This is a genomic window from Brevibacillus sp. FW301-21C12A (assembly GCF_058788915.1).
Map to the genome: position 1 here is coordinate 39,536 of NZ_JBYTBG010000020.1, position 20,200 is coordinate 59,735.

The 20,200-nt window shown below is 55.0% G+C and carries 21 protein-coding genes; 20 read left to right on the plus strand and 1 reads right to left on the minus strand.

Going from position 1 to position 20,200, the window contains the following annotated elements:
- Positions 1-152 precede the first annotated feature (152 nt).
- From AC3WQH_RS14095 to arsC, 16 genes are all read left to right on the plus strand, one after another.
- The gene (locus tag AC3WQH_RS14095; protein WP_005831880.1) at positions 153-1,655 is read left to right on the plus strand and encodes an aldehyde dehydrogenase family protein; all 1,503 of its coding nucleotides are present in this window, start codon (positions 153-155) and stop codon (positions 1,653-1,655) included.
- Between the two features lie 57 nt (positions 1,656-1,712).
- Positions 1,713-2,765 carry a zinc-dependent alcohol dehydrogenase family protein gene (locus AC3WQH_RS14100; protein ID WP_492332098.1) on the plus strand — a complete coding sequence of 351 codons (1,053 nt, stop codon included), beginning with the start codon at positions 1,713-1,715 and terminating at the stop codon, positions 2,763-2,765.
- A 260-nt stretch (positions 2,766-3,025) separates the two neighbouring features.
- Positions 3,026-3,928 (plus strand): sigma-54-dependent transcriptional regulator family protein, encoded by a 903-nt coding sequence (locus tag AC3WQH_RS14105; RefSeq protein WP_492332099.1) that lies wholly within the window; start codon positions 3,026-3,028, stop codon positions 3,926-3,928.
- On the plus strand, positions 3,852-5,177 hold the full coding sequence (locus AC3WQH_RS14110; protein WP_492332100.1) for an ATP-binding protein: 1,326 nt from the start codon (positions 3,852-3,854) through the stop codon (positions 5,175-5,177). The genes AC3WQH_RS14105 and AC3WQH_RS14110 overlap by 77 nt, the downstream gene beginning before the upstream one ends.
- Positions 5,178-5,386: 209 nt before the next feature.
- Positions 5,387-6,397 carry a substrate-binding domain-containing protein gene (locus tag AC3WQH_RS14115; protein ID WP_081414693.1) on the plus strand — a complete coding sequence of 337 codons (1,011 nt, stop codon included), beginning with the start codon at positions 5,387-5,389 and terminating at the stop codon, positions 6,395-6,397.
- Positions 6,398-6,434: 37 nt separating this feature from the next.
- Positions 6,435-7,403, plus strand: coding sequence for a sugar phosphate isomerase/epimerase family protein (locus AC3WQH_RS14120; RefSeq protein WP_007787572.1), 969 nt, complete (start codon positions 6,435-6,437; stop codon positions 7,401-7,403).
- A gap of 18 nt (positions 7,404-7,421) precedes the next feature.
- The gene (locus AC3WQH_RS14125) at positions 7,422-8,471 is read left to right on the plus strand and encodes a Gfo/Idh/MocA family protein (protein ID WP_007787573.1); all 1,050 of its coding nucleotides are present in this window, start codon (positions 7,422-7,424) and stop codon (positions 8,469-8,471) included.
- Between the two features lie 66 nt (positions 8,472-8,537).
- Complete coding sequence (locus AC3WQH_RS14130; protein ID WP_007787574.1) at positions 8,538-9,869, plus strand: ABC transporter substrate-binding protein; 1,332 nt, start codon at positions 8,538-8,540, stop codon at positions 9,867-9,869.
- A gap of 129 nt (positions 9,870-9,998) precedes the next feature.
- On the plus strand, positions 9,999-11,309 hold the full coding sequence (locus AC3WQH_RS14135) for a carbohydrate ABC transporter permease (protein ID WP_005831893.1): 1,311 nt from the start codon (positions 9,999-10,001) through the stop codon (positions 11,307-11,309).
- A 13-nt stretch (positions 11,310-11,322) separates the two neighbouring features.
- Positions 11,323-12,150, plus strand: coding sequence for a carbohydrate ABC transporter permease (locus tag AC3WQH_RS14140; RefSeq protein WP_492332101.1), 828 nt, complete (start codon positions 11,323-11,325; stop codon positions 12,148-12,150).
- Positions 12,151-12,274: 124 nt separating this feature from the next.
- Entirely contained in the window at positions 12,275-12,643 is a 369-nt protein-coding gene (locus AC3WQH_RS14145) for an acyl-CoA thioesterase (protein ID WP_005831898.1), read from the plus strand.
- Positions 12,644-13,100: 457 nt separating this feature from the next.
- A complete protein-coding gene (locus AC3WQH_RS14150; protein ID WP_420796660.1) occupies positions 13,101-13,355 on the plus strand; it encodes a SpvB/TcaC N-terminal domain-containing protein in 255 nt (84 codons plus the stop codon).
- Between the two features lie 11 nt (positions 13,356-13,366).
- The gene (gene arsR / locus AC3WQH_RS14155; protein ID WP_005831900.1) at positions 13,367-13,681 is read left to right on the plus strand and encodes an arsenical resistance operon transcriptional regulator ArsR; all 315 of its coding nucleotides are present in this window, start codon (positions 13,367-13,369) and stop codon (positions 13,679-13,681) included.
- A gap of 65 nt (positions 13,682-13,746) precedes the next feature.
- On the plus strand, positions 13,747-14,187 hold the full coding sequence (locus AC3WQH_RS14160) for an ArsI/CadI family heavy metal resistance metalloenzyme (RefSeq protein ID WP_005831902.1): 441 nt from the start codon (positions 13,747-13,749) through the stop codon (positions 14,185-14,187).
- An 18-nt stretch (positions 14,188-14,205) separates the two neighbouring features.
- Positions 14,206-15,240, plus strand: coding sequence for an ACR3 family arsenite efflux transporter (gene arsB / locus AC3WQH_RS14165; RefSeq protein ID WP_238504019.1), 1,035 nt, complete (start codon positions 14,206-14,208; stop codon positions 15,238-15,240).
- A 22-nt stretch (positions 15,241-15,262) separates the two neighbouring features.
- Positions 15,263-15,667, plus strand: coding sequence for an arsenate reductase (thioredoxin) (gene arsC / locus AC3WQH_RS14170; RefSeq protein WP_310670254.1), 405 nt, complete (start codon positions 15,263-15,265; stop codon positions 15,665-15,667).
- 72 nt (positions 15,668-15,739) lie between these two features.
- Here arsC and AC3WQH_RS14175 read toward each other — a convergent pair whose 3' ends face one another.
- Positions 15,740-16,474 (minus strand): EAL domain-containing protein, encoded by a 735-nt coding sequence (locus tag AC3WQH_RS14175; protein WP_007787580.1) that lies wholly within the window; start codon positions 16,472-16,474, stop codon positions 15,740-15,742.
- Positions 16,475-16,711: 237 nt separating this feature from the next.
- Here AC3WQH_RS14175 and AC3WQH_RS14180 point away from each other — a divergent pair, with 237 nt between their 5' ends.
- The 4 genes from AC3WQH_RS14180 (at position 16,712) to AC3WQH_RS14195 (ending at position 20,069) form a co-directional block, all read left to right on the plus strand.
- Positions 16,712-17,326 carry a superoxide dismutase gene (locus tag AC3WQH_RS14180; protein WP_025846702.1) on the plus strand — a complete coding sequence of 205 codons (615 nt, stop codon included), beginning with the start codon at positions 16,712-16,714 and terminating at the stop codon, positions 17,324-17,326.
- A 9-nt stretch (positions 17,327-17,335) separates the two neighbouring features.
- Entirely contained in the window at positions 17,336-17,836 is a 501-nt protein-coding gene (locus tag AC3WQH_RS14185; protein ID WP_081494747.1) for a helix-turn-helix transcriptional regulator, read from the plus strand.
- A 358-nt stretch (positions 17,837-18,194) separates the two neighbouring features.
- Positions 18,195-19,403 carry an MFS transporter gene (locus tag AC3WQH_RS14190; protein ID WP_007787586.1) on the plus strand — a complete coding sequence of 403 codons (1,209 nt, stop codon included), beginning with the start codon at positions 18,195-18,197 and terminating at the stop codon, positions 19,401-19,403.
- 132 nt (positions 19,404-19,535) lie between these two features.
- A complete protein-coding gene (locus AC3WQH_RS14195) occupies positions 19,536-20,069 on the plus strand; it encodes a transporter (RefSeq protein WP_492332102.1) in 534 nt (177 codons plus the stop codon).
- The last annotated feature ends 131 nt before the right edge of the window (positions 20,070-20,200 follow it).

Sequence of the window (20,200 nt, forward strand, 5' to 3'; positions counted from 1 at the left end):
GCAATTGTATCGGCGAGATGGAGCAACTGTTCCAATGTACAAGGCGAAAACGATGCAAATAGCCGTTTTGAAAGCGTTTTCGTTTTGGCATGAAACATGCTTCTTATAGCGAGCGTAAGCATTTCCAAGCAAAAAAAGAGGAGGGACTTTTCGTGACGCAGACGGCAAACATCTCACTGGACCCTCGCGTGGAAGCTTTTTTGGCGGGCGGGCCGAAAAAGCTGTTCATTGGCGGGGAGTTTGTAGCATCGGCATCGGGAAAGACGTTTGAGACGATTGATCCGGCAACAGGCAAGGCGATTACTTCGGTGTACGAGGCAGATGCCGAAGACGTGGAGCTGGCGGTGCAGGCAGCCGAAAAGGCGCTTGCGGGCGCGTGGGCAAAAGTGACGCCGAGCGAGCGGGGCCGCTTGCTGTGGAAGCTGGCCGACCTGATGGAAGAGCACGCCGAGGCGCTCGCGCAGCTCGAGACGATCGACAACGGCAAGCCCGTCACGCATGCCCGCGTCGCCGATATTCCGCTGGCGATTGACCATTTCCGCTATTACGCTGGCTGGTCGACGAAGCTCGCGGGCGAAGTCATCAACAACTCGGCCGGACCGAACATGCTGACCTACACGCGCCGCGAGCCTGTCGGGGTCGTCGGGCAGATCATTCCGTGGAATTTCCCGCTGCTTTTGGCGGCGTGGAAGCTGGGGGCGGCTCTGGCGACAGGCAACGCCGTCATTTTGAAAAGTGCCGAGCAAACGCCGCTCACCGCCATCTATCTGGCTGAGCTGATCCAGCAGGCCGGCTTCCCCGAAGGCGTGGTCAACATCATCACAGGCTTTGGTCCGACGGCAGGCGCTGCGATTACGAACCATCCGCGCATCCGCAAAGTGGCGTTCACCGGATCGACAGAGGTTGGCAAGCTCATCATGCAGCAAGCCGCTGGCAACTTGAAGCGGGTGTCGCTGGAACTGGGCGGCAAGTCGCCGAACATCATTTTCCCGGACGCCGATTTTTCCAAGGCGATTCCCGGCGCGCTGATGGGCATTTTCTTCAACCAGGGACAGGTGTGCTGCGCAGGCTCGCGGCTGTTCGTCCATAAAAAAGTGTACGACAACGTCCTCGCCGACATGACGAGCTTCGCCTCGAAAATGAAGCAGGGCAACGGGCTGGACGAGTCTACCGAGATCGGGCCGCTCGTATCGAGCGAGCAGTTTGCGCGGGTGTCGGGCTACCTGCAAAAAGGGCATGAGGAAGGCGCGACCTCGCTGACGGGAGGCGCACCGCTGGACGGGCCGGGCTACTTTGTGCCGCCGACGATTTTTGCCGATGTGAACGAGCGGATGACGATTGCCCGCGAAGAAATTTTTGGCCCGGTCGTCGCAGCGATGCCGTTTGACGACGAAGCGCAGATTGCCGATGTCATCCGGCGGGCAAACGACACCGAGTACGGGCTGGCTGCTGGCGTCTGGACGACAGACTTGCGCAAGGCGCACAAAGTCGCGCACGCGCTCGAAGCGGGCACCGTCTGGGTCAACTGCTACAATGCGCTGGACGCAGCCGTGCCGTTTGGCGGCTACAAGCAGTCCGGGTACGGGCGGGAAATGGGCTCGTATGCGCTCGATTTGTACACACAGGTAAAAGCGGTCTGGGTCAATCTGGATTAATTCCCTGCGGGCAAGGCTGAAAAAAAGAACGAGAAAAAATGAAGGGGGAAACGGTACATGAGAGCGGCGCAAATATTGGAGCAACAAAAACCACTTTACATCGGGGAGGTGCCGGACCCGACGCCGGGTCCAAAAGACGTCATCGTCCGGGTAGAGGCGTGCGGGGTATGCCGCAGTGACTGGCATGCGTGGATGGGCGACTGGGACTGGATCGGGTTGAGTCCGCAGTTGCCGATTATTCCGGGCCATGAGCTGGGAGGTGTCGTCGAGGCGGTCGGCAAGGAAGTGAAAAACTTGAGTCCCGGCGATCGCGTGACCACGCCTTTCCACGAAGGATGCTCGCATTGCGCCAATTGCCTCTCCGGGCATTCCAACCGCTGCGACAACATGGCGATCTTCGGATTCAGCTACGATGGCGCATACGCGGAATACGTCAAGGTGCCGAACGGAGACTTTAACCTGATCCGTCTGCCCGACGAGGTGGACACGCTGACGGCTGCGGCCATCGGCTGCCGCTACATGACAGGGTATCACGGCGTCGTGCGCGGAAACGTCCAGCCGGGCAACTGGCTTGCCGTACACGGGGCAGGCGGCGTAGGCTTGTCCTCGGTGCAGGTCGCAAGCGCTGTCGGCGCCATGGTCATCGCCGTGGATGTAGACGACGCAAAACTGGCAAAAGCAAAAGAAGAGGGCGCCGTCGCGGTCGTCAACGCCAGGAAGGAAAACGTCGTCGAAGCGATCAAGGAAATCACGAAGGGCGGGGCGCACGCCTCGATTGATGCCCTGGGGATACGCGATACGATCCTCAACTCGGTTCTGAGCCTGCGCAAAGGCGGCAGGCATGTGCAGATCGGCCTGACGACAAAAGACGAAGGCGGTATGGTCGGGCTGCCGATTGACGCGATTACCGCGATGGAACTGGAGATTGTCGGCAGCATCGGCAATCCGCACGCCGCCTATGACGGCTTGCTGACCATGATTGCCCAGGGCAGGCTGAATCCGTCCTCGCTCGTTTCCCGCGAGGTAGCGCTCGACGATGTGTCTGGCATCATGGAGGATATGACGAACTACAACACGTTCGGGTTCAACGTCATTACAAAATTCCGGTAGGAGCAAACAGCCAGTGTGTCTTTTTGGCCGCAGCAGCGCCAAAAGACACACTGGTTGATTTTTTCTGCGCTCAAGTGTACTTAAAAAACGTTTCATAAAAAGGAAAATTGGGTCAATTGTCGAAATGTTAATTCAAAAAATGTGTCACCCACTTTTTTATACAGATAAGAATGGATAAGATTCTTATCCAGTACAAGGGCAACTAAGGCTGCGCCAACGGCTTGGCGCAGCCAAGTTTTCTAATCTGGAGGATGGAGACCATGAATCAGCGGATAGCTCTGGATAGGTTTGCTAATCTTTCACAAGAAAGAGTAAAGCTTGAACTGGAGCGGGAACGATTTGTTTCAGGAATCAGTGAAAGACCGGCCATTCGACCGCTGATGTACGAATCTTGGCAACGCTGTCAGGAGCAAAGCATCCATCCTCTGAGCAACCGAACAGCGATCACCCTGTCCCGGGAAGAGATTGAGGCCTTTTGGCAGGGTGACTCGCTTCAGCGCATACTCAAGCCGCTTCTGTTGAAGCTGAAGGATGCTTCGATGGACTCCGGCCACCTGGTTACGTTTTGCAACGCGGCAGGCGATATCGTCCATCTCGATGGCGACTTGTCGCTGATGCTGAAAGCAGAAGACATGAATTTCGTCCTCGGCTCGTCCTGGGCAGAGAATCGGGCAGGGACGAACGCCATCGGGACTTCCCTTGTGACAGGAAGCCCGGTGCAGGTGTTTGCCGCCGAGCATTTTTGCCAGGAGGTGCAAAAATGGACGTGCTCGGCCGCTCCTATCCGCGACCCGGCCACCCGCGATATTTTGGGGGTGTTCAACCTGACAGGCTTGTGGCGGGTTTACCATCCGCACTCGCTGTCAGCGGTGATCTCCGCGAGGCAAACGGTGGAAAGCTGTTTGCGCAATCAACTGGAGCAGGAGCGGTTTCGCCTGACGGAGCGCTTTTCCCAGCTCGTGTCCTCGGTTGTCGGCAGTCCTTTTCTGGTGCTGGACCGCGGGGGCAAGGTCATCAACGCTTCGAACATGCTGTACGAACAGGGCTGGATAGACAACCAACAAAATTTGATCGGCGCACCGCCAAATGTTCGGGTGGAGCGAGCAGGAAGTGATCGGCGACAAGCTGCCGACGATTCCCGATTTTTTGCAGGAAGATTATGAGAAGCTGCACGCGGAAATCGTGCGAAACCGCCATGTGACCTCGTATGAGACGGTGCGGCAGCGCAAGGACGGCACGTTGCTTAACGTCAGTACACTCATTTCGCCGCTCTCTGATGCAAAAGGCAATCTGATCGCTTTTGTCGCGATTCAGCGTGACATTACAGAGCATAAACGGATGGAGGCCGCGCTGATCGAAAATGCCAAGCAGTTGCGGACGTTAATCAACGCCATGCCCGATTCCGTCTGCTTCAAGGACGGCGAGGGCCACTGGATCGAGGCAAACGACTGCTGCCTGCGCATTTTTGAGCTGGAGCATGTCCCGTACCAGGGCAAGCACGACGAGGAGCTGGCGCGACTGTCCCCCCATTACCGGAGCGCGTTGCTGCAATGCGCCGAGTCGGACAAGCGGGCGTGGGAAGAGGGCAAGCCTGTCCGCCTGGAAGAGATCATTTTCGTCAGTCGGGAAGAATCGCGCATTTTTGACGTGCGCAAAGTTCCACTCTTCGACCCGGACGGCAGGCGCATCGGCCTGTTGGTCATCAGCCACGACATTACCGAGCTGAAAAAGACCGAGGAACTGCTGCGAAAATCAGAAAAGCTGTCTGTCGTCGGCCAGTTGGCCGCAGGCGTCGCGCACGAAATCCGCAACCCGCTGACCTCGATTCGCGGCTTCATCCAGTTCATTCAGGAGGGCAACTACAAGCGGGAGTATTTTCAGACGATCCTCTCCGAGCTGGATCGCATCCAATCGGTCGTGAACGAATTTTTGGTGCTCGCCAAGCCGCAGGTCATCAACTTCACGCCGCGCAACCTTTCGCCGCTCTTGCATCAGGTAGTAGAGCTGCTGCAAACCGAGGCGATTTTAAACAACGTCCAGATCACGGTGGAGCTGGACGAGACTGCCACGATGGTCAATTGCGAAGAAAATCAATTAAAGCAGGTCTTTATCAATATTTTAAAAAATGCGATCGAAGCCATGCCAAACGGCGGGCGCATCACGATTCAGCTCCAGCAGCTCGGCGACACCCTTTCTGTGCGCATTCAGGACCAGGGAGAGGGGATAGGCGAAGAGCGCATCCAGAAGCTGGGCGAGCCGTTTTATACGACGAAAGAAAAGGGAACAGGTCTCGGCCTGATGATTAGCTACAAAATCATCCAAGCTCATCAAGGGAACATGAAAATCAGCAGCCAGCGGAACAAGGGAACAACGGTGGAGATTACGCTGCCGGTATGTGGGTCCTTTGCATGAGCTTTTGGCGATAGCCCAGGGGGAAAGTCTCTGGGCTTTTTCGGTGGCAAAAGGTTCGGGAAGCAGCGCGACAATTGACGGGAAAAGTCGAAAAGAAAAAATGACAGAATATTGACAAAACAGAGCCCGGATGTTATTTTCTGGATAGGAAAACGTTTACCTGAATGAGAGAAAGTGAGTGAGAGACCATTTCTGTCACCATAAAAGACATTGCCCAACTCGCCAACGTCTCGATTGCCACCGTCTCGCGGGTATTGAACAACTCGAAGCCAGTCAGGCCGGAGCTGCGCGAGCGGGTTTTGCGCATCGTCCAGAAGACGGGCTTTCAGCCGAATGCGATCGCCCGCAGTCTCGTCAGCAAGGAAACCCGGATTATCGGCGTCATGATTCCGGACATCAACAACAATTTTTACTCTAACCTCACCTACGGGATCGACAGTGTCCTCAGCGAAGACGACTACAGCATGTTTTTAGCGATCTCGGACGAGGTCGTGGACAAAGAGCTGAAGTATTTGCGCCTGTTCAAAGAAAAGCAGCTCGATGGCGTCATCATCGCCAGCATTCATTTTCTGGAGAGCAGCTTCCAGACGCTCCACGACATGCAGGTGCCGATGGTCGTGACGGGGCATGACTTGCCCGGCTATCAGATTCCGACCGTCAACGTCAACAACGTCCAGGCGTCCTACGATGCCACGGCCTATCTCATCTCGCAGGGCCACCGGAAAATCGCCTGTGTCTCCGGGCCGCTGTGGGACCCGCCGTGCGGGCTGGACCGCATGGGCGGATACCGCAAAGCGATGCGCGCGCACGACCTGCCGATTCACGAGGGCTTTGTCGTAGAGGGCGATTTCACTGCCAAAAGCGGCTATGAGGCCATGCGCCGCATCTGCGAGGAAGCTGTGCGTCCGACCGCCGTGTTTGTCGCCACAGACCTGATGGCCGTAGGCGTGCTCAACTATTTGCACGACCACGGGATTCGCGTTCCGGAAGACATCTCGGTCATGGGGTTTGACAACCTGGAGCTGGCCTCCTTGACCCGCCCCATGCTGACGACCGTACACAACGACCCGTTCATGTACGGCAAGGCAGCGGCAGAGCAACTGCTCAAGCAAATCCGCAACGAGCCGGTGGAGCGGATGAGCACCGTGCCGCACCATCTCGTCATCCGGCAAAGTGTAAGCGCTGTATTTGAGGGAGCATCACGAACTGCCCATAGATGAGCCTGCAAGCTCCGCGAGAAAAAAGGAGGGGAAGCATTTGAAGCTCGGTGTGTTTACCGTTTTGTTTAGCGACAAGTCGTTTGAGGAAATGCTCGACCATGTGAAGGAGGCGGGACTGGAGGCAGTGGAAATCGGGACGGGTGGTTATCCCGGCAACGCGCACTGCCCGCTCGATGAGCTGCTGGAAAGCGAGCAAAAGCGTCAGGCGTACCGCAAAGCCGTCGAGGAGCGGGGACTGGTCATCAGCGCGCTCAGTTGCCACGGCAATCCGCTTTCGCCGGACAAAAGCTTTGCCCAGCAGTCGCACGAGACGTTCGTCAAAACGGTTCAGTTGGCTGAGTTGCTGGAAGTTCCTGTCGTCAATTGCTTTTCCGGCACGGCGGGAGATCACGAAGGCGCGAAGTACCCGAACTGGCCTGTCGCTCCCTGGCCGAATGAATACCGCGACGTGCTGAACTGGCAGTGGAACGAGAAGCTGATTCCGTACTGGAGAGAGTGGGGCGGCTACGCCAAGTCGCATCAGGTCAAAGTCGCCCTGGAGTTGCACGGAGGCTTTCTCGTCCATACACCGGGTACGCTGCTCAAGCTGCGCGAGCAAGTCGGAGACGCGATCGGGGCCAACTTCGACCCGAGCCATATGTGGTGGCAAGGCATTGATCCGGTAGCGGCGATCAAAATATTGGGAAAAGAACAAGCGATCTACCACTTCCATGCCAAAGATACGTATATCGATCAGGACAAGGTGAACATGTACGGGCTGACCGACATGAACTCGTACGCGAATCTCAATGAACGGGCGTGGTATTTCCGCACGGTCGGCTACGGACACTCGCAGCAGACGTGGGCGGACATGATGAGCGCCCTGCGCATGAACGGCTACGATTACGTCATCAGCATCGAGCACGAAGACGCGATCATGTCGATTGAGGAAGGCTTCGAGCGCGCCGTGCAAAATTTGCAGCAAGTCATTTTGCGCGAGCCGATCAAAAATCTTTGGTGGGTGTAGGAGGGAGATGTAGCGAATATGCGCACACACAAAATCGGGATCATCGGGGCAGGCGGGATCGCTCTGGCTCATCTGGAGGCAGCCAAGAGGGAGCCGCGTGCAGAGATCGTCGCCATTGCAGATGTGTCGCGGGAAACGGCAGCGGAAAAAGCCGAGCAGTACGGGATTGCGCACGTCTTTACCGACTATGAGGAGATGCTTTCGCAAGCGCCGATCGACGCGGTGATCGTCTGCGTCCCGAACTATTTGCACGCGCAAGCGGCGAAACAAGCCCTGGCAGCAGGCAAGCATCTGCTCTGCGAAAAGCCGATGGCCATGAACGCCCAGCAGGCGGAAGACATGATCGAAGCGGCGAAGCAAGCCGGGAAAATTTTGATGGTCGCGCAAAACAACCGCTTTCGCAGCCAAGCCCAGCAAGTCAAGGCATGGCTGGATGAAGACAGGTTAGGCAGCATCTATCACGCCAAGACAGGCTGGGTGCGGCGCAACGGCATTCCCGGCTGGGGGAGCTGGTTTACGCAAAAAGAGCTGGCAGGCGGAGGCCCTTTGATTGACATCGGGGTACATATGCTCGACTTGACTTTGTGGCTGCTCGACCATCCAAAGCCGGTGTCTGTACTCGGCCAGACGTATGCGCAATTCGGCCCGCACAAGCGCGGACTGTCCGAGTGGGGCAGGCGCGAGGAAAACGGCAAGTTTGACGTCGAAGACATGGCGGTCGCGATGATTACATTTGAAAACGGATTTTCGCTCACGCTGGACGCAAGCTGGGCTTCTCACATCGAAAAAGAAAACGTTTTCCTGCAACTGTACGGGCAGGCGGGAGGCGTCTCGCTCGGCTTGCTTGAGGAAAAGCTGACGCTGTACCACGAGTGGGGCGGCGTGACGGCGACGACGGAGCTGTCGCCAACGCCTTGCAACGAGCGGGTGATGCTGCTCGCCAATTTCCTCGATGCGGTCGAAGGGAAGGCGCAGCCGCTCTGCACACCGGAGCAAGCCTTGTACATCACCCGGTTGATCGAGGCGATTTACCAGTCGGCGCAAACAGGCGAGGCTGTCCGACTGTAACGGCGGTTTTACGGCCTGCTTTGGCAGGCGACATAGATCCATAAAGAGCATAGGGGGTTAAATTGCATGAAAGTTATGAAACGGCTTACATCAATGGGACTTACCTTGACAGTTGCACTCTCCTTGGCAGCATGCTCATCAGCTCCGCAACAATCCGCGCCCGCACAGGGACAGCCCGCGACCGAGGCACCGAAGACAGAACCGGCTCCGCAGCCCGCCGCAGAAAAAGTCAAGCTCGTCTACGCGCGCGGCAAAGATGCGACCGACTCCACGAAAAAGCTCGTCGAAGCTTTTCAAAACGCCCACCCGAACATCGAGGTAGAAATTCGCGAAATGCCGTCTGACACCGGACAAAGCCACGACCAGTACGTCACCATGTTCAGCGCGCAGTCCCAGGAGATCGACGTGTTTGACTTAGACGTCATCTGGCCCGCGGAATTTGCCCAGGCCGGCTATTTGCTCCCGCTGGACCGCTTGATCGAGCAGGACGGCATTGACACCGGCAAATACATCAAAGGGGCGATGGATGCCGGAAACTTCGGCGGCCAGCAGTGGACCATGCCGAAATTCATCGATGCCGGGCTGCTGTTTTACCGCAAGGACCTGGTCAAAGAGCCGCCCAAAACATGGGATGAGCTGATCGCGCAGGCGAAAGCCACGAAGGGGCAGGGCGGCACGAAATTCGGCTACCTGATGCAAGCGAAGCAATACGAAGGACTGGTGTGCAACTTCGTCGAGTTCATTGCCTCCTACGGCGGAAAAATTTTGGATGAACAAGGCAACGTGGCGATTAACAATCCGGCCACCATCAAAGGCTTGAACAAAATGATCGAGGTCGTCCAATCGGACTTCGTGCCGAGCAACATCACCACCTTTATGGAGACCGAATCGCATACCGCTTTCCTCGAAGGACAATCGGCTTTCGTCCGCAACTGGCCGTACCAGTTCGCGCTCGCACAAGATCAGGCGCAGTCCAAAATCGTCGACAAAGTAGCAATCGCTCCGCTGCCGGCAGGCGATGCCGGGTCCGCTGCGGCGCTCGGCGGATGGATGGGCGGCATCAACAAGTTCAGCAAGCATCCGAAAGAAGCGTGGGAATTTCTGAAGTTTATGACGGGGGCCGAAGGGCAAAAAATTTCGGCGGTGCACGGCGGACTCGCTCCGACTTTCCTGCCTGTGTATGAAGATGCCGAAGTGCAAAAGGCAAGCCCGCTGTTCGCCAACAAAGACTTCGTAGATGGCGTCAGCGCTGCCGTCTCCCGTCCGACTACGCCGATTTATCCGAAAATCTCCGAAGTAATCCAGATCGAGGTGTCCAAGGCTCTCGCCGGACAGCAAACCGCCGAGCAAGCTGTGCAAAACATGGAAACGAAAATGAATGAGCTGATAAAAAAATAACGCAAGGCAAGCCGGAAAGAATACGGGTCCAATGGCTTCCGGGAGGGCGCGTCTCTCCCGGGAGTGAATGGATGTCGGATTTTGCCCAGTACCTCGAATGTTCCTATCAGGATAGAAGGTGGTGAACGGATGAATCGACAAAACAAAGGGTCCCTTTCGGAAAAACAGACGGGCTATTTGCTGATTTTTCCCGCACTGCTGATTATACTCGTCATCGCGATTTGGCCTGTCATGCGATCGTTTTGGATCAGTCTGCACGACATCCGGTTGAATGACCCGACGAAGACAGAGGTCCACTCTTCCTATGGGCTGGACATGGAGCGCTACGTCAGCACGCTGCCCAATTTGCTCCGCTATGTGAAAAGAGAGGCAGAGTCTGCCGAAGGGGCAACGAAGGAACAACTGGACGCCATCCGGCAGCAGATCGAGCAAATGAATGCTTCCCTCAACCAGACAGGCGAGATCGCGAGCCGTTACCACGCCGTCGATCAGTTGCTGCTCGAATTCAAGCCGATTCCCGCCGAACTGAAATATGTGACGCTGACAGGTGAGCAGACAGATGCTGTGCGGACAACCTTGGAGCAGGCGGAGGCGGCACTCCTTGCGCTTGGCGCGCAAAAGCAACTGTCTAAGCCCGAGGGGGCGGTCGGCGTCATGGCGGGGATCCAATCCTCGCTGATCGAACCGAACTACATTGGCTTCGCCTATTACCAGAAGTTTTTGACCGACAGCCGAATGTGGGCCGCTTTGTACAACACGTTCTTTTTCACTGTCGTCTCTGTTGCGATTGAGCTTGTGCTCGGCATGGGCATTGCGCTGCTCCTCAATCGGCCGTTTCGCGGGCGGGGGCTTGTCCGCGCGACCGTGCTGATTCCGTGGGCCATCCCGACGGTCATTTCCGCCATGATGTGGAAATTTCTTTACGACGGGCAAAACGGGATTGTGGCGCATCTGTTCGAGGTGACAGGGCTTGTCTCGGACATGGGCGTGCTGCTCTCGACGAAGGCAGGCGCGATGTTTTCCGTCATTTTGGCCGACGTCTGGAAAACGACGCCGTTCATGGCCTTGCTGCTCTTTGCTGGCTTGCAGACCATTCCGCAAAGCTTGTACGAAGCCGCCTCTGTAGATGGGGCCAACCGCTTCCAGCAATTTTTCCGCATCACCTTGCCCATGCTCAAGTCGACGATTCTCGTGGCGCTGTTGTTCCGCACGCTCGACGCGTTCCGGGTGTTCGACCTCATTTATGCGCTCACAGGCGGGGGGCCAGCCAACTCGACCGAAACGATTTCCATCTACGCCTACAAAACGATGTTTGCGCAGATGAGCTTTGGTGAAGGCTCGGCGCTCGCTGTCATTGTTTTCTTGTGCGTCGCCTTGATTTCGATTGGCTACGTCAAAATTTTGGGAGCAGACCTCTTGGGTGAGGGCAACGGAAAATAAGGAGGAAACGTGCATGCAAAAAAGTGCAGGGCCCTTGTTCTACGTCGGATTGCTGCTTTTTGTCTTCGTCGTCATGTTCCCGTTTTTATGGATTTTGCTCGCCACCCTAAAACCCCCAGGGGAGCTGTTCGGTGAGCGCGCCTTTCAGTTCATCATCGAGAATCCGACGCTCGACAACTTCATCCGCGTATTCACCGAACGGCCATTTGCCACATATTTGTGGAACTCGACGGTAGTAGCGACGCTGACGACGCTGTATTCGATCACGATTGCGTCCTTTGCCGCGTATGCGATCGCCTGGCTGTCTTTTCGCGGGAAGACGATCATTCTCGGCGTCGTTTTGGCCGTCTCCATGTTCCCGCAAATCGCCACGATCTCGCCGATTTTCATGTTCATGCAGTCCGTGGGTCTGACAAACAGCTACCTTGGCCTGATTATCCCCTATACGACCTTCGCGCTGCCGCTCGCCATCTGGAATTTGACGATCTTCTTCCGCAAAATTCCGAGCGATCTCGGAGAAGCCGCCAAAGTGGACGGGGCGAGCATTTGGCAGACGATGACACGCGTGTTTTTTCCGCTGGCGATGCCAGGCGTGTTTACGACGGCGATTCTCGTCTTTATCGCCGCCTGGAACGAATTTTTGTTTGCGCTCACGCTGAATACGCAGGAAGCGATGAAGACAGTTCCGGTGGGCATCGTCATGTTTCAAGGGATGTTCACGATTCCGTGGGGGGAAATCTCGGCTGCGTCCATCATCGTGACCGTGCCGCTCGTAATTATGGTGCTGATTTTCCAGAGACGGATTATTTCCGGCTTGACGTCCGGCGCAGTCAAAGAGTGAGGCGTGCGACTTAAGTGGCACAGCATGCGGCTCGCCCAGGCTGGCAGGAATTTTCAGCAGGGGGCGCGAACTATCGAACTATGACGAAAACAAACCTGCCAGCACAGACAAAAGGGGAGAGTCCATGCCGTTTTCACCGTTTGAAATTCGCGTACAACCAGAGGCGATTCACGATGGCCATGTGAACAACGTCCAATACATGGCGTTTTTGGAGCAGGCTCGCCAGCCGTGGTATCACTATTTTTCCCGCCTTGGCTTCCGCTCGTTCGTGGCCAGGCTGCAAGCCGAATACAAAAAGGAAGCCTTTCTCGGCGACGTCCTGCTGATTCATTCGTCCATAGAGCGGGTGGGCAACACGAGCTTTGTGCTCAGGCAGCTCATCCGCAACCAGCGCGATGAGCTTGTCTTGCAAGCAGAGGTTACGTTTGTCGCCATTTGCGCAAGGACGGGCGAAAAGATTCGCGTGCCCGATGAGCTGCGGCAGCAAGCGTAAGCAGGGGAAGTCCGCTTGCTCGCCTGGCAAAAGACGCCCGTGCAGGAAAAGAGGGTCCGATCGCTTCAGAATCGGGCTTTTTTGGCGTGCCCAAACGAAAAACGACCGCTGCTTCTGGCGTCCGGGCCTTCAGTCAAACGTTTTTTGCGGAGACGGGTAAAACGGCACGAGATGGCGACGACGCCGTCTAGCCGCTAACCATGACAAAAGTTTCCGCTACAGAAAAAAAGAATGTTGAAATTTATGGCAAATTTTACTGAAATACACTTTGCGTACAAACTTTCCTCACGATTCGCTGTTGGTTTTGTCTCGTTTCGACGAAAAATCCACTCTGAACAGGAAGGAAGCGCGGTACAGAAATGAGATCCGTTGAGTTGCAGCCGCGAAACAAGCCATGTCCAGTAAAATAACGACCAGCCACATCTCGCTGCCAAAAGGGGGAGGCGCCATCCAGGGAATGGGCGAAACCTTTGCGCAGCATGAGTTTACCGGAACGTTTTCCTTTTCCCTTCCCATCCACCTCACGCCCGGTCGAGGGTGTTTTCCAAAAACTGCAGCTCGCGTACAGCTCAGGAGAGGGGAACGGCATTTTCGGTCTGGGATTCAGCCTGTCCTCCCTCTGATCTCGCGCAAAACCGCCAAAGGAATCAACGATTGCATTTCCTTGCACATCATGCCTATAATCTATATATCAAAAAAAATTGATGAATGAGGTCATCTTCCATGAACAATCTGAAACAAAAGTTGGAGCAGTATGAGAAGAAATTCAAAGCGCTCGCTGATCAGAGACGATTAGAAATTATGTATGAGCTGTGCCAGCGAGGGAAAACGTGCGTCTGCGACCTTACGGAAGTTTTTGACATGCCGCAATCCAAGCTCTCGTACCATCTCAAAGTTTTGCTGGACGCCAATCTGATTACAAAAGAGACAAAAGGAACATGGAGTTACTACGATTTGAATGATGAGGAAGTGAATCACCTGCTATCGGAAGAGCTTTGTTGCATCTTCAGGAAAGCCGGAAAAGGAAGCTGCTGCTAATTTTTTTTGATCCTTACATCAATTTTTTTTGATGAATGACTTTTGAATCAGGGGAGGAATCAGAAATGAAGTATGCGCACGTTGGAATCAATGTTTCGCATTTGGCGAAATCAGTTGAATTTTACCAGAAAATGTTTGGGGTGAAGCCTGTAAAGGTCAAGGGCGATTATGCGAAGTTTTTGCTGGAAAGCCCAGGGCTAAACTTTACCTTGAATGTTCGGGACGCGATTCGCGGTAACCAGGTGAATCACTTCGGCTTCCAGGTGGAACGCGCAGAAGAGATCGCTCTTCACAAGGAACGATTGGAAAAGGAAGGCATCCTGGTGCGTGACGAACTGGATACGACCTGCTGCTATGCTGTCCAGGACAAATTTTGGATCACCGATCCGGACGGAAACGAATGGGAGTTTTTTTACACAAAGGCTGACAGCGACCTCCGCTATACGAAACAAGTAGCTTGCTGTGTAGAGGAAAATACAGCGCGGGATACAGTTTCGTGTTGCTAAGCCAAAAAGGAGTATTTCATGAAGCCATTATCGTTGTTAGACCGTTTCTTGACCCTCTGGATTTTTCTTGCGATGGCAGTCGGCATTTTGGCAGGGACGTTCATACCGGGTTTTACGAATAGTTTGCACCGTTTCCAGATGGGCACCACCTCGATCCCGCTTGCCATCGGCCTGATTTTGATGATGTATCCCCCGTTGGCAAAAGTTCGATACGAGGAAATGGCTCGTATTGGGAAGGACAAAAAAGTTCTTTTCCTGTCGCTGCTTCAAAACTGGGTGATTGGTCCGATCCTGATGTTTTTGCTGGCCGTCATTTTCTTGGCCGATCAGCCAGAATACATGGCAGGGCTGATTGTGATTGGCTTGGCCCGTTGTATTGCGATGGTCATTGTGTGGAATGACCTCGCCAAAGGGGATACAGAATACGCGGCTGCGCTGGTGGCATTCAATTCGGTGTTCCAGGTGCTCTTCTTCTCCATATACGCGTATGTGTTTCTCACGCTCATTCCGGAATGGCTGGGCATCCAGGGAGCGATGGTGACGTTTACCATGGCGGACGTGGCAAAATCGGTGCTCCTGTACTTGGGGATTCCGTTTCTTGCCGGGATGCTGACGCGTTTTGGTCTGGTCAAAGCAAAGGGCAGGGAATGGTATGAAAAAGTATTTCTGCCCAAACTAAGTCCGCTCACGTTGGTTGCCTTGCTTTTTACCGTCATCGTCATGTTTTCGATGAAAGGGGAAAGCATCGTCAGCGTACCTGTAGACGTCGTTCGCATTGCGATTCCTTTGCTGATTTACTTTTTCGTGATGTTCTTTCTTGCTTTTTACATGGGGAGGAAGATCGGTGCCGGTTATCCGGTTACGGCGACCTTAGCGTTTACAGCAGGCAGCAATAACTTTGAGTTGGCAATCGCCGTAGCCATCGGTGTGTTTGGGATTCATTCAGGCGCAGCGTTTGCAGCAGTTATCGGCCCGCTTGTGGAAGTGCCTGTGATGATCGCCTTGGTTAACGTCTCATTATGGTTGCGCCGAAAATATTTTGCTAACACATAAAAGTTGAAAAGGGGAGGACAGGATGGAAAACAAAAAAACGATTTACTTCTTGTGCACAGGGAACTCTTGCCGAAGCCAAATGGCCGAAGCATGGGGAAAGAAATACTTGGGCCACGCCTGGAATGTGTTTTCAGCCGGGATCGAAGCGCACGGTATCAATCCAAATGCTGTGCGAGCGATGCAAGAAGTCGGAATCGACATGTCCGATCACACCTCGGATGTGATAGATCCGGTCATTTTAAACAAAGCGGACCTTGTCGTGACGCTTTGCCATCACGCGGATTCCGCTTGCCCGATCACACCGCCGCATGTAAAACGGGTTCATTGGGGATTTGACGATCCTGCCGGAAAAGAATGGGCGGAATTTCAGCGGATTCGCGATGAAATCGGTTCCCGGATCAAGAGATTCGCCGAAACGGGAGAATAAAATTTTGCCTCGCAGAAAGAAGACTAAAAGCCCGTACCTCCCCGGTAACGGGCTTCTTCCACGTCCAACCCCTCACACTCCCCCCAAATAAACCGCTTCACAAAGCGCTCTTGGCCGCCCGAGCAAAAATCCTTGGCCGAGGGGGACGCCCAATGTTTTTGCCGTCGCCAGATCGTCGGGTTCCTCCAAGCCTTCCAGCACGAGATGGGATTGGCCCCGGCAAAAGTCGACGAACAGGGAGACGAGCTTTTGCTTGTTGGGGCTGAGAGCCAACTGGTTGCCAAAGTAGCGGTCCAGCTTCACGATGTCTGGCTCGTACTCCACGATTTTTCGCAAAGATGCAGCACCGGAGCCTACATCATCAAGCGCGATCAAATAGCCGTATGCGCGCAAGTCGCGAATTTTTTGCCCGAGAAGCCGAATGTCCCACATCTTGTCTTCCTCTGTCGCCTCGTTGATCTCCAGCACGATGCGCTGGCAGCAGGCGGGATGCGCGGCCAGCATCTCCTCAAGCAAGGCGCAAAAACCCGGATGCAGCAAGGTCGAAGGAAACACATTGAGAAACAAATAAGGCGCGTGCTGCGCTTGAGACACTTCGGCAAAGTAGGCAAATACAGCTCCGCGCATGGCCGTCGTGTCCAACTCGTACAGGCGGCCGCTTTGGCGGGCCGTCTGGAAAAGCCGCTCAGGCGAAGCGCCGGATGAGCAGCGTAGCAGAGCTTCGTATCCGAAGCATTTTCCGTTAGCCAGCTCGACGAGTGGCTGAAAAACGGAATAATGCGCTTGTGGCTGGATAGAGTCGGTCATGAACAGAAATTCCCTCCTGATTAGGAGTATGCAAACGACCCCTCGTCAAAAGGGGCAAGAGAACAGAATTTTCCCTGCAGAAAAATTGTTTCGTTCAGGAAAGATTGAGTTTATTCTACAACACAATAAACGATTTTGCAATTAAGTTTACCAAAGGAAACATTTTTGGGTATGTACAAAATATTTTTTCTTCTTGTACACTGTCCTTGTAATCCACTGAACAGGAGGAATTTTCCAATGGGAGCTTTTACATTGCCACAATTGCCGTATGCCTACGATGAACTGGAGCCGTATCTGGATGCCAAAACGATGGAAATTCATCACGGGAAACACCATGCTACCTATGTCGCCAATCTGAACAAGGCTCTGGAAAACTACCCCCAGTTCCAGAACGCTACGGTGGAGGAGCTTATCTGTCACTTGAACGATTTGCCGGAAGAAATTCGCACAGCGGTCCGCAATCACGGCGGCGGCCACTACAGTCACAGCCTGTACTGGTCGATCATGAGTCCAACGGGCGGCGGAAAGCCGCGCGGGGACATCGCCAAGGGTATCGACAAGCACTTTGGCAGCTTTGCGCAAATGAAGGAAGAGCTGACGAAAGCCGCCATCAGCCGCTTCGGCTCCGGCTGGGGCTGGCTGGTCGTCGACGGGGACAAGCTGGAAGTGACGAGCACGCCGAATCAGGATACGCCGTTCATGGAAAAGAAAACGCCGATTTTGGTCGTGGACGTCTGGGAGCACGCCTACTATTTGCAGTACCAAAACAAGCGGCCGGATTTCGTGTCCTCCTGGTGGAACGTCATCGATTGGGAAGAGGTCAACCGGCGCTACAACGAGGCCATGAGGTAAACCGTGGGGATGGGAGCAGCGGCTTTTCGCGAACCGACCACCCGGCAAAAGCTATTGTTGTACATGAAAAAGCACGGGACGGTCAGCGTCCAGGAGCTGGCGGAGCATTTGCGGATTACGAAAGTCGCGGTGCGCAAGCATTTGGATGTGCTGCACCGGGAGCGCTATCTCGACGCCCAGATCATGCGCCGGCAGGTTGGCAGGCCCGTGTTCGTGTACCAACTGACGCCACGGGCCGAGCGCTTGTTTCCGACGGAGTACGAAGGCTTGGCTGTGGAGCTGCTTGGCGATATGGGCGACCTGTTTGGCGATTCGCTCGTGCATGCGCTGTTCGAGCAAGCCCGAGCATTGGGGCGGAATGGAACTCAGCCTGGAAGCGCTGTCTTCCTTGAACCCGGATCACTTGCTGCTGATGGAAAGCAGCGAGCACAAAATGAGCGACAGCAACGTCTGGAAAGGGCTCAAAGCGGTGCAAAACGGCCATGTCTACAAGATCAGCCAGGTCGATAACTACAACTATTCCTTCACCGCGATCGGGCGGATGCAGCTTTTGGACAAGCTGGGCAACCAGATTTTGCAGCGCCAGTAACGGCTGGGGGGCAGTAAAAAGCGTACTGCCTGATTTCCGGGCAGGACAGTCAGGGCGAACGACCGCCGTTTCAGCAGCGAAACAGCGCGATAGCACGCGCCGGGAAGTTGCGTACCGTCCGGCGGTCCAGATGAATCGCCGTTCTCGCCCCAGTCCGTGGAATGGCATTTGCGACAGAAAAATCCGTTTTGCAGTAGTTTCGCTCCGTCTTTAGGTGGTGGCGCCCGGCGATTTTTCCATAAGATGATGACAGCACGTTACGAAAGGAGTAGAGAGAATATGGGACGAGTACGTGTCAGTATTTTTTTCAGCGTTTTCGTCGCAATGGTCGGCTTGATGATTATCGCTCCCGTCATGCCGCCATTGATTCGCGAATTAGGACTGAGTGAGACGCATTCAGGGTTAATCATTTCTCTGGGCTCTGTCGCGATGGCTGTCATGGCGCCAGTGTGGGGGAGATGGAGCGATACAAAAGGGAGAAAGCCGGTTATTTTGATTGGCTTTTTGGGGATGTTCGTCAGCTACGTGTTGTTTACGCTCACGATGTATGCGGGGCTGGCGAACCTCATCGGCGGCAGCCTGCTGGTGACGCTGCTCATCGTGGCGCGTGGGATGGTCGGGATGTTTATTCCTGCCGTTCCATCATCGGCGCAAGCGTACATGGCGGATGTGACCGATGAAAAAGGCCGGGCGTCGGGGATGGCGCTGATCGGGGCCGCGAATGGCATGGGGCTGGTGATGGGGCCTGCGATCGCCGGGGTGTTTGCGCTCATCGGCTTGATCTGGCCGCTGTACATCGGCGCGCTGCTGCCGCTCATCGCGTTTGCCGTCGTGCTGCTGTTGATTCCGCCGCACAAGCCAATCGTCACGGAAAAAGCCCCCAAGCTGAACCCGTTCCAAAAAGGCTTGCGGCTGTATTTGTTCGCTGGACTGGCTACGATGATGAGCATCGTCACGTTGCAGGTCGTCGGCGGGTTTTACTTCCAGGATCAGTTGTCACTGACGACAACGGAAACGGCCCGGATGCTGTCGTTCGGGATGATGCTGAGCGGGATCGCGATGATCTTCACCCAAGGAGTGCAGATGAAAAATCCGAAATGGCAGCCGCGCTCGCTGATTTTGGTCGGCTCCTTGCTGGTGATTGCCGGAACGTCGCTGTTTTTGTTTGTGATCCATGCCGTCGGTTTTTACATAGCCTTCTTCCTGTTTGGCGTAGGCACCGGGCTGATGATGCCCGGCTTCATGGCTGGCGCGTCCCTTGCCGTCTCGCGTGAGCAGCAGGGGGGAGTAGCCGGACTGGTGGGAGCCGTGCAAGGGGTTTCCGCTGTCATTGCTCCGATTTTGAGCACAAGCTTGTACCAGTTGGAAAAGCATCTGCCTTTTGGCGTCGTCTCTGTAGTCGTGCTGGTGATGGCGATTACGATGCTTGTAACCAAAGCCAAAAGCGCCCCTGCAACAACTGTGCTGGCGACAAAGCATTCGGAGTAGGCAATCGAAGCAAGTCGCAAGGACCCGTTTTCTCACGAACGAGTTGGGGAGCGGGTCCTGTTTTTCAGATGTTGGTGATAATGATTATCGTTCCTACCAATCTGTCCTTTAAGAGAAAGGAGTGCTGCTTTTGTGAGTACGGAGTCGGAGATGTCTGGTCTGTTGAAAATCGCCGGAGAGAAAAAAGGGCTGTTGATCGCTGCCAGCATCTTTTCCGTCCTCTCTAGCCTGCTGCAAATCGCCCCTTTTGTGGCGGTGTACAAAATTGTCGAGGAGCTGCTCAGAAACGCGCAAAGTCCTGCCGACATCGACCGGGAGCTGGTCGTGTATTGGGGCGTTGTCGCTTTTCTCGCTCTGGTCGGGGCACTGCTCGCGCTGTACGTCGGGCTGATGTGCTCGCACGTCGCGGCGTTCCAGATTTTGTACCAGCTCCGGGTGCGGCTGGCCGAGCACGTCGCAGCAGGCGATCAACGAGCTGGTCAAAAGCAAAACGGTCATCCTGTCGCGCATCGCCTGAAGACGAGCCAAAACGCGGATAAAATCATCGTGCTGGACCAAGGCCGCCTCGCAGAAGAAGGAACCCACAGCGAGCTTGTCGCCAGAGCCGGACTGTATGCCAATTTGTGGAGCTTGCAGCAGGAAGCGGAGGGCTGGCGGGTGAACTAAAACAGACGATAATCCCGTCCAAGCGGCGGGGTTTTTGGCGTTGCCAAGCGTTCCTATGCGCCCCCACGCGCTCTCAAGCGTTCCAGGCAAGAGCAGGGTCGTTTTGCAGCAAGACGAGCAGTTTTTTTTCT